Source organism: Flavobacterium polysaccharolyticum, from assembly GCF_038739875.1.
In the GTDB taxonomy this organism is placed as follows: Bacteria; Bacteroidota; Bacteroidia; order Flavobacteriales; family Flavobacteriaceae; genus Flavobacterium; species Flavobacterium polysaccharolyticum.
Window position 1 is genome coordinate 379,858 of record NZ_JBCGDP010000001.1, and the last position, 15,378, is coordinate 395,235.

Here is a 15,378-nt window from a genome sequence, read left to right on the forward strand (position 1 = left end):
AATGTACTTTTAAAGTGTAATAATCTTTAAATTTAAAAAAATCATATACTTTTGCCGATACAAACAAACGGGATATGGCAAAGAATTTAGTTATAGTGGAGTCACCTGCAAAGGCCAAAACAATCGAAAAATTTCTAGGAAGTGAGTTTCAGGTAGAGTCAAGTTATGGTCATATTGCCGACTTGCCTTCAAAAGAAATAGGGGTAGATGTTGAAAATGGATTTAAACCCAAGTATGAAGTTTCTTCGGATAAAAAGGCTTTGGTGAGTAAACTAAGAACACTTTCTAAGAATGCAGAAATGGTTTGGTTAGCAAGCGATGAGGACCGCGAGGGAGAAGCCATCTCTTGGCACTTGGCGGAAGAATTGAAATTAGATGCTAAAAAAACCAAACGTATCGTTTTTCATGAAATCACTAAGAATGCAATATTAAAAGCCATTGATAATCCTCGTGAGATTGATTATAATTTAGTGAATGCTCAGCAGGCTCGTCGTGTTTTGGATCGATTAGTAGGATATGAGTTGTCTCCTGTACTTTGGAGAAAAATCAAAGGAGGTCTTTCTGCGGGACGTGTGCAATCTGTTTCAGTTCGCTTGATTGTTGAACGTGAAAGAGAAATTCAAAATTTCGCACCTGTAGCTAGTTATTCCGTTGTTGCCGAGTTCACAAACGAAGCAGGTAAAACAGTAAAAGCTAAGTTGCCTAAAAATTTTGCCACGAAACAAGAAGCGCAAGATTTTTTAAATAAAAATACCAACTCTTTATATAAGGTCTCAGATTTAGAAACGAAACCGACTAAAAAATCACCTACCGCACCTTTTACCACTTCAACTTTACAACAAGAAGCGGCTCGTAAATTGTATTTACCAGTTGGAATTACAATGCAGTTAGCGCAACGATTGTATGAGGCGGGATTGATTACTTATATGAGAACGGATAGTGTGAATCTATCTAAAGAAGCAATGGAAGCGGCACAAGCCGAAATTATAAAATCATACGGAAAGGAATTTTCTAAGCCACGAACTTTCGCTAATAAAAGCAAAGGAGCACAAGAAGCACATGAGGCGATTCGTCCAACGGATATGTCTTTGCATACCGTAAATGTAGATAGAGACCAAGCGCGTTTGTATGATTTGATTTGGAAAAGAACTTTGGCTTCTCAAATGAGTGATGCAGAATTAGAACGTACTAATGTTAAAATTGAAGCGAATAATCACAGTGAGGTTTTTGTGGCCTCAGGTGAAGTGTTGCTTTTTGAAGGTTTTCTAAAAGTATATTTGGAAGGGCATGATGATGATGAGGAAGAACAAGAAGGTATGTTACCCGCTTTAAAGGTAAATGAGCCATTGGTCAACTCATTCATTACTGCAACGGAACGTTATTCTCGACCTGCTGCAAGATATACAGAGGCTTCTTTAGTAAAGAAATTAGAAGAGCTTGGTATTGGTCGTCCGTCTACCTATGCGCCAACAATTTCTACTATTATTAATAGAAATTATGTAGAAAAAGGAACTCTAGAAGGGCAAGAACGTAATTATACACAGCTTACGCTTAAAGCTGGAAAAATAGCTGAAAAAGTCTTAAAAGAAAATACAGGTTCTGATAAAGGAAAATTAGTGCCAACAGATATTGGGACTATAGTTACCGATTTCTTGGTGAAAAATTTTGGATCTATTTTGGATTATAATTTTACTGCAAAAGTGGAACAAGACTTCGATGAGATTGCTGAAGGTAACATCGAATGGGCTAAAATGATGCAAGAGTTCTACGATAAATTCCATCCAAATGTAAAAGATGTTGAGGCAAATGCTGATAGAGAAAGTGGAGAACGTATTTTAGGAACAGATCCGGTTTCAGGGAAACCAGTTTCAGTTCGTTTGGGTAAGTTTGGGCCAATGGCTCAAATAGGAGATGCTGAGGATGAAGACAAAAAGTTTGCTAGTTTGCGAAACGAACAAAATATCGGAAACATTACTTTAGAAGAAGCACTGAATTTATTTTTATTGCCAAAAAATTTAGGTACATATAAAGGAGAAGAGGTTGAGGTAAGTAACGGGCGTTTTGGACCTTATGTGCGTCACGGAGCAGTTTTTATTTCTTTACCAAGAGGTGAAGATCCATTGGACGTTTCGTTGGTACGCGCTCAAGAGTTGATTGATGAAAAGGCATTGGCTGATGCTCCAATTGCTGTCTACAAAGGAGAAAGTGTTCAAAAAGGAACTGGAAGATTTGGTCCTTTTATTAAATGGAATGGTATTTTTATCAATGTTTCTAAGAAATTTGATTTTGATAATTTGTCTCAAGCTGATATTGAGTTTTTAATTGAGGATAAATTACAAAAGAATATTGACAAGGTTATTCATAATTGGGAAGCTGAAGGAATTTTGGTTGAAAAAGCACGCTGGGGACGTTCGGTTATTACTAAAGGTAAGATAAAAATCGAATTAAGTAAAGATGTTGATGCGTCTAAACTGACTTTAGCTGAAGTACAGGAAATGATTGCAAAGAAAACACCTGCGAAAAAAGCTCCTGCAAAAAAGGCAGCAGCAAAGAAATCTACACCTGCAAAAAAAGCAGTAGCTAAAAAAAAGTAAACTATGGAGTTTGATTTTCTTGTGCCCATTGATAAAGAAATCATAGATTTTAGGAATGAATTGTCCTCTCAACATATTGGAGGAATTATTTCTTTGCATACAGATGATATATTTCCAGATTTAAACAAGGTTAAGATAGCTTTAGTTGGAGTGCTTGAGAATAGAGGATCAGATAACGTTCAATCTGTGGTTGATTTGAGTGCGGTTCGTAAATCATTTTATGGGTTGTTCTTGGGTAATTGGAAAATTGGAATTGCGGATTTAGGAGATATTTTACCTGGGAATTCGGCTATGGATACTTATTTTGCAGTCAAAAAAGTAGTCGCTAGTTTGATTAAAAAAGGGATAGTTCCCATTGTTATTGGTGGTTCTCAAGATCTTACTTATGCATTGTATAGGGCTTATGACGAGTTGGAACAAATGGTTAATTTGGTGGCGATAGATAATAGATTTGATTTCGGAAAAGAAACAGATAGTTTGTCTAACAGCTCTTACTTGACTAAAATGGTAATCGATGCCCCTAATAATCTTTTTAACTATTGTAATGTTGGTTATCAAACGTATTATAATTCTCAGGAAGAGATCGATATCATAGAAAAATTATATTTTGATGCCTATCGATTAGGGGAAATTTCTAATAATATTGCCCTAGCAGAGCCCGTTTTTAGAGATGCTGATATAGTAAGTTTAGATTTAACGGCTGTAAAGTCTTCTGATTCGGGAAATTTTAATACTTTCGCACCGAATGGATTTAATGGAAAGGAAATATGTTCTTTGTCTCGATACGCAGGAATAAGTGATAAAGTGTCTTTGTTTGGTATTTTTAATCATTACAATACTGTACAAGAAGCAGTTTTGATTGCTCAAATTATATGGTATTTTATTGAAGGATATCAATTTCGATCGGGGGAGTATCCTTTTGGAACTAAAGATAATTATCTTAAATATATAGTGCCATTAGAAGAAGAAGAGTTAGTTTTTTATAAAAGTAATAAAACTGATAGATGGTGGATAGAGATTCCTTTTTTAACCAATAGTAATAATAAATTAAAAAGAAACACGTTGTTACCCTGTTCTTATGAGGAGTATTTGATTGCATGTAATCAAGAATTACCCGAAAGATGGTGGAAAGCACAGCGTAAAAATAGTGTTTAAAAGTTATTAAAAAAAATATCGATTTGTTCCTTGTAAAAATTGTTTATTTAAAAAATAATAAATAGGTTTACAGACTTTAAATAATGAATAGTTAACCCCCAAATTTATATGAAGAAAATCATTGTGTTTACGGCATTTTTAACTCTGTTAATAAGCTGTGGTAAATCAAGCGATAAAGGAGAATTAGTAGGAGTTGAAGGAGGTAAGTGGCACCCAGAAAAACCTTTCGGAATGACATTGGTTCCAGGAGGTTCTTTTATTATGGGTAAATCAGAGCATGATATAGCTGCTATCGACGATGCGCCAACTAAAACCGTTACCGTGCGTTCATTTTATATGGACGAAACCGAAATTACAAATAGCGAATACCGTTCTTTTGTAGAATGGGTAAAAGATTCTACTATTAGAGTTCGTTTAGCAATTCTTGCGGAAGATAGTGGGCAAAAAGGTGCTGCTACTGGCAAGGGTAAAAATGCTGGAAGTATCGGAGATTTTGCTTTCAATGATTCCGATCCTGCCAAGATGACTGCCTACGATAAGTATATGTATGATAATTATTATAGCGTTGGGACGGAAAAAGATCCTTATGCTACAAGAAAATTGAATCGTAAGGTGAAATTGATAAAAGACACAAAAAAATATCCAGACGAGTATTATGCTGAAGTAATGGATTCAATGTATTTGCCAATAGACCAATCCTACAACGGTCTTAGAACAATAGATGTAAATAAATTGAAATATAAATATACTTGGATGGACATTCAAGCAGCAGCAAAAGCTAAAAAGGGTTCTAGAAAAGATTTTATAAGAACCGAAGAAATTAATGTATATCCTGATACTACAGTTTGGATTAAGGATTATGCATATTCCTACAATGAGCCAATGCATAATGATTATTTCTGGCACAAGGCTTATGGTGAATATCCTGTAGTTGGTGTGAAATGGACACAAGCCAAAGCTTTTTGTGCATGGAGAACTCAAAATAAAAATACATACATCAAGTCAAAACAAAAAGGGCGAGATTTAGTAAATTCTTTCCGTTTACCTACTGAAGCGGAATGGGAATATTCAGCTAGAGGAGGTTTGGAATCAGGTACTTATCCATGGGGAGGTCCTTATACTAAAAATGATAGAGGATGCTTTTTGGCTAATTTTAAGCCAAGTCGTGGAGATTATGCAGCAGACAATGCTTTGTATACTGTAGAAGCAAAATCTTACGAGCCTAATGGTTACAATTTATATAACATGGCTGGTAACGTAGCAGAATGGACTAATGATGCATATGATCCAAACGGTTTCGAGTATGTTTCTACAATGAATCCAAACGTTTCAGATGCTTCTAATAAACGTAAAGTTGTTCGTGGAGGTTCATGGAAAGATGTTGCCTACTTCTTACAAGTAAGTACTAGAGATTTTGAATATGCTGATTCAGCTAGAAGTTTTATCGGATTTAGAACTGTTCAAGATTATATGGGTACACAAGTTACTGGGAACAAAGGATCAAAATAGTATTAAACCAAATCTAAATATTTTTAAATTAACCTAAATCAAATTATCATGGCATTATTAAGCAAAAAAACAATGAACTTCGCTTACGGTATGGGAGCGGCAGTAGTAATTATCGGAGCATTATTCAAAATTACTCACTTTGAGATTGGACCACTTACAGGAACTCTGATGTTGTCACTTGGTCTAGTAACTGAGGCTTTAATTTTTGCTTTATCTGCATTCGAACCAGTTGAAGACGAATTAGATTGGACCTTGGTTTATCCTGAATTAGCTAATGGTCAAGCTAAATCACAAGTTAAAAAAGAAGAGAAAGTTGATGCTCAAGGAGTTTTATCTCAAAAATTAGATGCAATGTTGAAAGAAGCTAAAATTGACTCTGAATTGATGGCAAGTTTAGGGAATAGTATCAAAAATTTTGAAGGGGCTGCAAAAGCTATCTCTCCAACAGTTGATTCTATTGCTTCTACCAAAAAATACAGCGAAGAACTTTCTATGGCTGCTAGTCAAATGGAATCATTAAATAGTTTGTATAAAGTTCAATTAGAAAGTGCTTCAAAAAATGCTGAAGCTAACAAAGAAATCGCAGAAAATGCTAGTAAATTGAAAGAACAAATGGCTTCAATGACCGCTAATATCGCTTCATTAAACAATGTTTATGGAGGAATGCTTTCTGCAATGAACAACAAAGGATAATTAGTTTTTAGACTAAAATTATTATTTATTAAACTAATTATTTAGAAAAAATGGCAGGAGGAAAACTAACCCCTAGACAGAAGATGATTAACCTGATGTATCTGGTTTTTATCGCGATGTTAGCAATGAATATGTCCAAAGAAGTTTTATCTGCTTTTGGATTAATGAATGAAAAATTTGAAAATGCAAACGCTGCTTCTACACAAAACAATCAAGCTTTATTGATGTCTTTAGACACGAAGGCTGCTGAAGCAAAAGGAGACTTCGTTGCTGCTGCAGCTACAGCTCACAAAGTAGAAGTAATTACAAAAGAATTTGACGCTTACATCGCTACTTTAAAAACTGATGTTCTTAAAGGTTTTACTGTAGATACAGAAACAGGCAAATTACCATATGAGAATATGGACAAAGGTGACAACATTGATAACTGGTTTATTGGTGAAGGATACACTAAGAAAGGAAATGAAATTATTGCGAAAATTGAAAAGTATAAATCAGATATAAAAGCAGCCTTAGGAGCTGATAAAAAATATGCTGCAATTGCTAAAGAAGTTGATGCAAAGTTTGATTTAAGTGAGGTTAAAGATAAAGATGGTAATAAAATTAAATACCTATCTTATCATTTTAAAGGTTTTCCAGCTGTAGCTTCTGTTGCAAAATTATCAGCTTGGCAAAATGATGTTAAAAAAGTAGAAGGAGATGTTTACAATTCTGCTTTAGGAAAAGCAGCTGTTGAAGCAGCTTCTTATAGTAATTATCAAGCTATCGTAGTATTAGAAAAGAATGCTTACTTTCAAGGAGAGAACGTAAAAGGTAAAGTAGTTTTAGGTCGTTATGACGAAAATACTAAACCAACTTCTTTCCAAGGTCCGGGTAAATTAGAGAACGGTCAAGCGGTTATCTCTCTTACTGCGGGTGGTGTAGGAGAACAAAATATTAATGGTCAGTTTTCATTCTTAGAAGATGGTAAAACTATTCCATTGAAGTTTGAAGGGAAGTATGTTGTGGTTCCAAGACCAAATTCTGCTACTATTTCTGCTGATAAAATGAATGTAGTTTATCGTGGTGTTGTGAATCCGATGTCTATTTCTTTTGCTGGAATTTCAGACAAAGATGTTACGGCTTCAGCTCCTGGTTTGACAAAAGTTGGTAATGGTAAATACAATATGAGTCCAGGTACTGGTACAGAAGTTGTTATTAATGTTACGGGTAAAATGTCTGACGGGAAAGTTGCATCAGATAAAAAAGTATATAGAATTAAAGGTATTCCTGGTCCATCTGGGACAATTAGAGGTGAAATGGGTGTAGTAAAAGGACCTAAATCTAACCTTCAAGTTGCTACAATTGGGGCTAAGTTAGTAGACTTTGATTTTGAAGTAGGATTAGACGTTGTTGGATTCAACTTTAAAATTGCTGGTCAACCAACTGTTGTAGTTTCAGGAAATCGTTTAAATTCACAATGTATCACTGCTTTATCAAAAGCGGGAAGAGGAGATCAAGTTACAATCTCTGAAATCAAAACTAAATTAGTAGGTGCTGGTAGTTATTTATTGCCTAGAACAGCTCCAGTAATTTACGAAATACAATAATAGTACGTTTGTAAAAAACTACTCCAATATTTTATAAGGACACCATGATGAATGTAAGATTTTTTTTAATAGCTATTGTCACTGTATTAGGTAGTGTGGCTGGATTTTCTCAATCCAATCTTTTGAACGCCAAAAAACCTAGTGAAATTGGACTAAAGACTAAAGCACAACTTATTTCTGATAATGACAGGCCATTAGCTTACGGTTATGTTCATGATAGAGATATTTTGATGGGGAAAACTACATGGGAAATTATTGATTTGAGTGAGAAAATCAATTTTCCTTTATATTTTCCGATTGATACTGCTAACATTGGGACAGACAGACGTTCTTTATATGACGTTTTAACAAAAGCAATGAAGTCTGGAAAGATTACCGAAGTATATACTGATAGTTATTTTAATACAAAAAAATCACTGAAAGATATACAAGGTTCTTTATCTCGTATTGATACTACTGATGCTGGTCGAGAACTAATAAATCAAGATCCAGATGCCTACAGAAGTAGAGTTGTTAAGAAAAAAGTGGTAACTGGAACTGGTAAAAAGAAAGTTGTTACCTATGTTGACGAAACAGTTGGTCCAACTAAATCAATTCCTGCTGAATATATCTTGAAACAAGATCTTAGTGCCCAAGATGTAAGTCAATACAAGATTAAAGGTTTTTGGTATTTTGACAAACGTCAGAGTGAGTTGAAGTATCGTTTACTTGGAATTTGTCCTGTAACTCCAGATGTTTATACGATGAATAGTGAAGAAAAAGATTATATCGAATTGTTTTGGATCTTTTTCCCTGCTGCTAGAGAAGTATTTCATGAGGCAAAAACATTTAATGAGAAAAACTCATCTATGCCAATTTCCTATGATCAAATTTTGAATTCTAGAAGATTTAATGCGGTTGTTTATAAAGAGGAAAACATTTACGGTGATCGTGCAATTGAAGATTACATGAAGGATAATTCTCAAAACCAACTTTTGGAATCAGAAAGAATTAAAGAAAAAATTCGTAATTTCGAACAAGATATGTGGAACTACTAATTCATTTAGTTCATATACGAAAAAAACTCTTACTGTTAAGTAAGAGTTTTTTGTTTTTAAATCTTATTTATATGATTGATTATATAATCGTTGGTGCTGGTTTAGCTGGAATTTCTTTTGCAGAATTGGCTTTGAAAAATGATAAAAAAGTGATTGTTTTTGATAATGATTCACAAAATTCTTCCCGCATAGCAGGGGGGCTCTACAATCCAGTTATTCTTAAACGATTTACAGAAGTTTGGGATGCCGAAAATCAGCTAAAAGAGATGGCTGATTTTTATGATTCCTTAAAAGATAATTTTTCAGTCACGTTCGATAATAGATTGCCTATTTACAGGAAGTTTTTTTCTATCGAAGAACAGAATAATTGGTTTTTAGCTTCTGATAAAAAGCTACTCTCTCCTTTTTTGTCAACTACAATAAAATTTTCTAATTACAAAGGTATAAACGCACCATATGGATATGGTGAAGTGTTACAAACTGGTTATGTTGATACAGCGCTTCTGCTACAGTATTATCGTGAATTTTTACGAAAATCAGGGATGTTTTGTAATGAAGTATTTAATTATTCTGCTTTGTCATTTACAACTGATGAGGTTGAATATAATGGAGCTAAAGCAAAACACATAATTTTTGCTGAAGGTTTTGGATTACATAATAATCCTTATTTTAATTTTTTACCTCTTGATGGCACCAAAGGGGAATTATTTATCATAAAAGCTCCTGACTTAGCTATTGATGTTATTGTTAATACTAGCGTCTTTATTCTTCCTTTAGGTGATGGTTTATTTAAAGTTGGAGCTACGTATAATTGGAAGGATAAAACGGATTTGCCTACTGAAGGAGGTAGAATGGAATTATTAGAACGTATTCAAGAAATTATTAATTGTGACTTTGAAGTTATAGAACATTTTGCTGGAGTTAGGCCTACTGTGCGAGATCGCAGACCTCTTGTTGGAACTCATGATGTGTATCCCCAACTGCATATTTTGAATGGATTAGGAACTAGAGGTGTTATGCTAGGGCCATCAATGGCAAAGACATTGTATAATCATATAGAATATAAAATGCCTTTACAGCCCGAAATTAATTGGGTTAGATTTTTAAAGAAATTCAAAAAATGATTTATTTTTTTGTGCTACTTGGGTCATAACTTACAAATAAGTTGATATAGATATTCCTTGACCATCTTAAAACCCAAGGGAATAAAAGTAGTAATGTACCTAGTATCACAAAAAAAGAATTTTTGATACTTGTACCCAGGAATACATAGGATATGATAAATGCTGCTAAACCTACTGCTACATTTAAGGCATAGCTTACATACATTGAGCCATAAAAAAAAGATGGTTCAATTTGATATCTCAATCCACAATGGCTGCAGGTTTCATTCATTTTTAGTACTTTATTGAGATTAAGTGGGTTTTTATCCTCATACATACTTTCATTCTGGCATTTCGGACAACTTCCTGTTAAAATGCTATTTAGTTTGGATCCTTTTTTTAACATTTGCAAAAATTTTCATCAAAGGTACAATTTTAGATTGCTACCGATGTAACATTAGTCACATTCTATGCTTAATATACACAATTTATCAGTTTCTTTTGGGGGTTCGTATTTGTTTGAAGAAGTTACTTTTCGTTTAGGAGCAGGCGATAGAGTTGGACTTGTAGGCAAAAATGGAGCGGGAAAATCTACAATGCTTAAGATTTTAGCTCGTGATTTTGCTCCAGACTCAGGAAGTATTGCTCAAGAAAAAGAAGTACGGATGGGGTTTCTTCGTCAGGATATTGATTTTGAAGCTGGACGTACGGTTCTTGAGGAGGCTTACGAAGCTTTTACCGAAATCAAAATTGTTGAAAAAAAGCTAGACGAGATTAATCATCAATTGGTTAGTAGGACTGATTATGAGAGTGATGAATATAGTCAAATCATTGAGGATTTGTCTGATTACACCCATCGTTTCGAGCTTTTAGGCGGGTATAACTATGTAGGTGATACTGAAAAAATTCTTTTAGGCTTAGGTTTCAAACGTGAAGTTTTTGATAATCAAACAGACACTTTTTCTGGGGGATGGAGAATGCGTATTGAGCTTGCTAAATTATTGCTTCAATCTAATGATATTCTTTTATTGGATGAGCCAACTAACCACTTGGATATTGAAAGTATCATTTGGTTAGAAGGTTTTTTAAGAAATTTTCCTGGGGTAGTAGTTATTGTCTCTCACGATAAAATGTTCCTAGATAATGTTACCAATAGAACTATTGAGATATCATTAGGCAAAGCCTACGATTTTAACAAGCCTTACTCTCAATATCTAGAGTTAAGACACGAAATACGAGAAAAACAGTTGGCTACTCAAAAGAATCAAGCCAAAAAAATTGAAGAAACGGAGAAATTAATTGAAAAGTTTAGAGCTAAAGCTTCTAAAGCTTCGATGGCTCAATCACTCATCAAAAAGCTTGATAAAGTAGAGCGAATTGAAGTGGATGAGGATGATAATTCTGTTATGAGTATTTCTTTTCCTGTTTCAAAAGAACCTGGGAAAGTAGTTATTGAAGCAGAAAATGTCACCAAATCGTACGGTGATAAGACCATTTTAAAAGATATCAATCTCTTGGTTGAACGAGGAAGTAAAATTGCTTTCGTTGGACAAAACGGCCAAGGGAAATCCACATTTATTAAAGCGATAGTAAATGAATTTAAATATGATGGTTCAATAAAGTTAGGTCATAACGTTCAACTGGGTTATTTTGCCCAAAATCAAGCAGAGTATTTGGATGGTGAGATTACACTTTTGGAAACTATGGAAAATGCTGCTACTGATACGAATCGCATGAAAGTTAGGGATATGTTAGGGGCTTTTTTGTTCCGTGGCGATGATGTTGAAAAGAAGGTGAAAGTACTCTCTGGTGGAGAACGTAACCGTCTGGCGCTCTGTAAGCTTTTGTTACAACCAATAAACGTTCTTTTGATGGATGAGCCAACGAATCACCTTGATATTAAATCTAAGAATGTTTTGAAAGCTGCGTTGCAAAAATTTGGTGGTACTTTATTATTGGTATCTCATGACCGTGATTTTTTGCAAGGAATGTCTAATATAGTCTATGAATTCAAAGATCAAAAAATTAAGGAATATCTTGGAGATATTAACTTTTTCTTAGAGCAACGCAATTTGGAGAATATGCGAGAAGTTGAGAAAAAAGATATAGAAAAGCATGTGGCTCCAAAGGATAATGCAAAATCAAAATCTTCCTATGAAGACCAAAAAAAGAATAAAGCGTTACATAATAAATTGAGTAAAATAGAAAGTCAGATAAAACAGTTGGAGCAAGATATTCAGCATGATGACAAAATGCTAGCTTCTAATTATGATAAGCATATTGAAGATGCTAATTTTTTTATTGCTTATAACAAAAAGAAAGAAGAATTGGATCAACTGCTCATGGATTGGGAGATTGTTCAAGAGGAAATAGATCAGTTGTTATAGCCTAAATTATAACTTTATTTTACTGTCAATAATTTTTTTTGATTCTATTTTAAAAAAAACTAGAGCTTGTGTTTATAAGTTAGCCCAATTTTTAACAAAAAAGCAACTTGATTAAAAGTTTTTTATTTGAAATATATCAGACGGTTGTGTATTCATAAAAAGCATTATATGTAAGCTTAAACTTATTTTTTTTAAAAATTAACCTAATTATTCTTTCTTTTTTCATTTTTTCATTTTTAAATGTGCTTAAAGTAAATGTTAATAAGGTGTATTTCGTCGGTTTTTTTATACGTTTCATCGATTTGTCTTATTCGATTTAACATAAATTGATTGTTTGCAAGGAAGTTATGAATCTAATTTTATATTTTCGCGCTCAAATATGTGTTTTTTGCATTTTGTTAACAGATGAGTACTAAGGTGCTATTCTGTTTTTGAAATATTAAAAAAAACTATTTGTTTATTCCAAAGACTAAATACCACATTTATGCCCAAATCTACTTTTCTCTTCAGGAAAAAAGCAATTTTTTCTATGCTTTTATTTTTGCTAATTTTTACAAGCAATAAAACATTATCCCAAACAAATATTTCAGGAATTGTTAATTCATACACTTCTGTAACAAGTTTGAATCTTCCAAGCTGTGCAGCATGCTCTTTGAGTTGTATTCATACAATCACTGTTACTGATGCTTCAAATCTTGCTGTAGGAGATAAAGCTCTTATCATTCAAATGAAAGGAGCAACTATTAGCACGGCAAATACAGCGGCTGGTGGAAGTATTACTGCTATTAATGATGCTGGTAATTACGAATTTTTTGAGATTGCAAGTATTGTAGGTAATGTAATAACACCCCGCTATCCATTGATTCGAAGCTACAATGTAGCAGGAAAAGTGCAAGTGGTTAGAATTCCTAATTACACTTCTGCAAATATTAATGGGACTTTAACTTCTTTAGATTGGAATGATGCATTAGGTATTGGTGGTGTTGTAGCGATAAGCGCTAGGACACTTACATTCAATGCTGATATAGATGTAAATGGACGAGGATTTAGGGGCATTCAGATGCCAATTAATGGAACGCCTAATAACTGTAGTGCTGATCCTTCTTTACAATTTGTCTTACCTGACACTAATAATTCATCCTATACTAGAGGAGAAGGTATTGCGTTATTTAATTCAGCATCAGATAGGGGTAGAGCGCCAAGGGCAAATGGTGGAGGATCTGGTGCTTCGGGAGATTCAGGAGGAGGAGGAGGAGCCAATTATGGTGCTGGCGGTGAAGGAGGAAAACGTTGGTGTGATGTAAGTGGAGCGAATGCAGGAGGATTTGGTGGATATGCAATGACAACTTATCTCGCACAAGATAAAGCCTTTTTGGGTGGAGCAGGGGGACCAGGTTGGGTTTCAACCAATAATCCTTCTACCGCCGCTGATGGAGGAGGGATTGTGATTATTTTTGCAGATGAAATAATTGGTAATGGTCATTTTATAAATGCAAATGGGTTATCACCTTTGGCAGTCAATCCTGTCGGTGCTCCTGATGGAGGTGGAGGTGGTGGTGCTGGAGGGTCAGTTGTGTTAAAAGTGAATAGGTATACAACTAATCTTACGGTTAATATCAATGGCGGTGATGGTCAAGATTTAAATATAGATCTGAATACAAATGTGGCTCATGGTCCTGGAGGAGGAGGAGGAGGAGGAGTGTTACTTTACTCAAAAGCCACACTTCCAGCAAATCTTTCTTTAAATACAACAGGAGGAATAGGTGGACAGCATTTAAATGGTTTTAGAAATGATTCTCGTGACGGTCAATCTGGAGGTTCAGTATCATTGTATATTCCGATTGAAAATCCAAACTATGTTGGAAACACAGATACCGATAGTGTTCCTCAAAATTGTGATTTAGATGATGATAATGATGGAATTTTAGATACTGTTGAATATGGAGTTTTACCAGACCCTTTTGGAGATGCTGATTCGGATAGAATTCCTAATTATTTTGATCCTTCAGCTCCAGGTTTTGTTGATACAAATACCGACGGAATAGATGATAGATATGATACGGACCTTGATGGTGTTTTAAATCAACTTGATTTAGATTCTGATAATGATGGTTGTTCTGATGCAAATGAATATTATAATTCTATTGCTGCCGATGGAGGTGATGGTGGTGTTTATGGAACGGGCATTCCAACGGTTGATACTTCAGGAAGGGTAAATGGACCTGTTGCTGCGCCATACTCAGGTACCTATACCAATGTAACAAGTTTAGGTTCAGCAAGTGTGCTAAATCCATCAACTCCTTCAAATCAGTCTACAGCAGTAGGAGGTAATGTGTCATTTACTACAACTATAACTACATCAGGTTCAGGAACTACACAGCATCAATGGCAGGTAAGTACTGATAATGGGGCTTCGTGGTCTAATATCGCTAACGGTGGTGTTTATTCTGGAGCTACAACAGCTACGTTAAGCATTACAGCAGCAGTTGTATCGATGAATGGATATGATTATAGAGATATAGTAACGCAAAGTAATTATGTTTGTGGAACGGTAACTTCTGCAGGAGCTAATTTGTGTGTAGTTGCGGCTACCTTATCATCTAATTCACCAGTCTGTTCTGGTTCTGATGCGATATTTACCATAACAGGCACGCCAGGCAATACAGTTACCTATTCAGGAGCAGCTTCGGGTACCGTTACCATCGGAGCAGGTGGAACAGTTGCTGTTACGGTAACAGGTGTAACTGCTAACACCACTTTAAACATAACCAATGTAAGCAACGGAACCTGTAATCCTACTTTAAACGCTACGGCAACGGTAACTGTAAATGCTTTACCCGTTGCGGCTACCTTATCATCTAATTCACCAGTTTGTTCTGGTTCTAATGCGATATTTACCATAACAGGCACAGCAGGCAATATAGTTACCTATTCAGGAGCAGCTTCGGGCATAGCTACCATAGGAGCAGGCGGAACAGTTGCTGTTACGGTAACAGGCGTAACTGCTAACACCACTTTAAACTTAACCAATGTAAGCAACGGGACCTGTAATCGTACCTTAACAGCTACGGAAACGGTAACGGTAAATGCTTTACCAGCTGTTCCGACAATTAGTTCGACAGCAGCGTCTTGTTCGTCAGCAGAAACCAGTACGATTAGCAATTACAATGCATCGAATACATATACTTTTGACCCAGCTACACCAGGAATTACAATCAACACCACCACAGGATTAATTAGTGGATTGATCGTTGGAACAGATTATACAGTAACATCAGGCAATGGAAGTTGTACCTCAGTAGCATCAGCCA

At 35.0% G+C, this 15,378-nt stretch carries 9 protein-coding genes and 1 pseudogene; 9 read left to right on the top strand and 1 reads right to left on the bottom strand.

What is annotated here, in order from left to right:
* The first annotated feature begins 74 nt into the window (after positions 1 to 74).
* The 7 genes from topA to WFZ86_RS01785 all read left to right on the top strand — a co-directional run bounded on the left by topA (position 75) and on the right by WFZ86_RS01785 (position 9,701).
* On the top strand, positions 75 to 2,594 hold the full coding sequence (gene topA / locus WFZ86_RS01755; RefSeq protein ID WP_342690333.1) for a type I DNA topoisomerase: 2,520 nt from the start codon (positions 75 to 77) through the stop codon (positions 2,592 to 2,594).
* Positions 2,595 to 2,597: 3 nt separating this feature from the next.
* Positions 2,598 to 3,749: a formimidoylglutamase gene (locus WFZ86_RS01760; protein ID WP_342690334.1), complete on the top strand. Its 1,152-nt coding sequence runs from the start codon at positions 2,598 to 2,600 to the stop codon at positions 3,747 to 3,749.
* A gap of 108 nt (positions 3,750 to 3,857) precedes the next feature.
* Positions 3,858 to 5,258, top strand: coding sequence for a T9SS ring complex lipoprotein PorK/GldK (gene porK, locus WFZ86_RS01765; RefSeq protein WP_342690335.1), 1,401 nt, complete (start codon positions 3,858 to 3,860; stop codon positions 5,256 to 5,258).
* 48 nt (positions 5,259 to 5,306) lie between these two features.
* Positions 5,307 to 5,951 (top strand): type IX secretion system motor protein PorL/GldL, encoded by a 645-nt coding sequence (gene porL / locus WFZ86_RS01770; RefSeq protein WP_342690336.1) that lies wholly within the window; start codon positions 5,307 to 5,309, stop codon positions 5,949 to 5,951.
* A gap of 50 nt (positions 5,952 to 6,001) precedes the next feature.
* Entirely contained in the window at positions 6,002 to 7,540 is a 1,539-nt protein-coding gene (gene porM / locus WFZ86_RS01775) for a type IX secretion system motor protein PorM/GldM (protein ID WP_342690337.1), read from the top strand.
* Between the two features lie 47 nt (positions 7,541 to 7,587).
* Positions 7,588 to 8,577, top strand: coding sequence for a type IX secretion system ring subunit PorN/GldN (gene porN / locus WFZ86_RS01780; RefSeq protein ID WP_342690349.1), 990 nt, complete (start codon positions 7,588 to 7,590; stop codon positions 8,575 to 8,577).
* A gap of 71 nt (positions 8,578 to 8,648) precedes the next feature.
* Positions 8,649 to 9,701, top strand: coding sequence for an NAD(P)/FAD-dependent oxidoreductase (locus WFZ86_RS01785; protein WP_342690338.1), 1,053 nt, complete (start codon positions 8,649 to 8,651; stop codon positions 9,699 to 9,701).
* Between the two features lies 1 nt (position 9,702).
* Here the strand turns inward: WFZ86_RS01785 and WFZ86_RS01790 are convergent, their stop codons facing one another.
* Positions 9,703 to 10,086 carry a DUF983 domain-containing protein gene (locus WFZ86_RS01790; RefSeq protein ID WP_342690339.1) on the bottom strand — a complete coding sequence of 128 codons (384 nt, stop codon included), beginning with the start codon at positions 10,084 to 10,086 and terminating at the stop codon, positions 9,703 to 9,705.
* A gap of 64 nt (positions 10,087 to 10,150) precedes the next feature.
* On the opposite strand from WFZ86_RS01790, the gene WFZ86_RS01795 reads away from it, so the two are divergent.
* The gene (locus WFZ86_RS01795) at positions 10,151 to 12,067 is read left to right on the top strand and encodes an ABC-F family ATP-binding cassette domain-containing protein (protein WP_342690340.1); all 1,917 of its coding nucleotides are present in this window, start codon (positions 10,151 to 10,153) and stop codon (positions 12,065 to 12,067) included.
* A gap of 529 nt (positions 12,068 to 12,596) precedes the next feature.
* Positions 12,597 to 15,378, top strand: a pseudogene (locus WFZ86_RS01800) (hypothetical protein); the annotation flags it as partial.

Excerpts from the sequence above, each read along its gene's own strand:
- topA (WP_342690333.1), top strand. The coding sequence starts at position 75 with ATGGCAAAGAATTTAGTTATAGTGGAGTCACCTGCAAAGGCCAAAACA.
- WFZ86_RS01760 (WP_342690334.1), top strand. The coding sequence starts at position 2,598 with ATGGAGTTTGATTTTCTTGTGCCCATTGATAAAGAAATCATAGATTTT.
- porK (WP_342690335.1), top strand. The coding sequence starts at position 3,858 with ATGAAGAAAATCATTGTGTTTACGGCATTTTTAACTCTGTTAATAAGC.
- porL (WP_342690336.1), top strand. The coding sequence starts at position 5,307 with ATGGCATTATTAAGCAAAAAAACAATGAACTTCGCTTACGGTATGGGA.
- porM (WP_342690337.1), top strand. The coding sequence starts at position 6,002 with ATGGCAGGAGGAAAACTAACCCCTAGACAGAAGATGATTAACCTGATG.
- porN (WP_342690349.1), top strand. The coding sequence starts at position 7,588 with ATGAATGTAAGATTTTTTTTAATAGCTATTGTCACTGTATTAGGTAGT.
- WFZ86_RS01785 (WP_342690338.1), top strand. The coding sequence starts at position 8,649 with ATGATTGATTATATAATCGTTGGTGCTGGTTTAGCTGGAATTTCTTTT.
- WFZ86_RS01790 (WP_342690339.1), bottom strand. The coding sequence starts at position 10,086 with ATGTTAAAAAAAGGATCCAAACTAAATAGCATTTTAACAGGAAGTTGT.
- WFZ86_RS01795 (WP_342690340.1), top strand. The coding sequence starts at position 10,151 with ATGCTTAATATACACAATTTATCAGTTTCTTTTGGGGGTTCGTATTTG.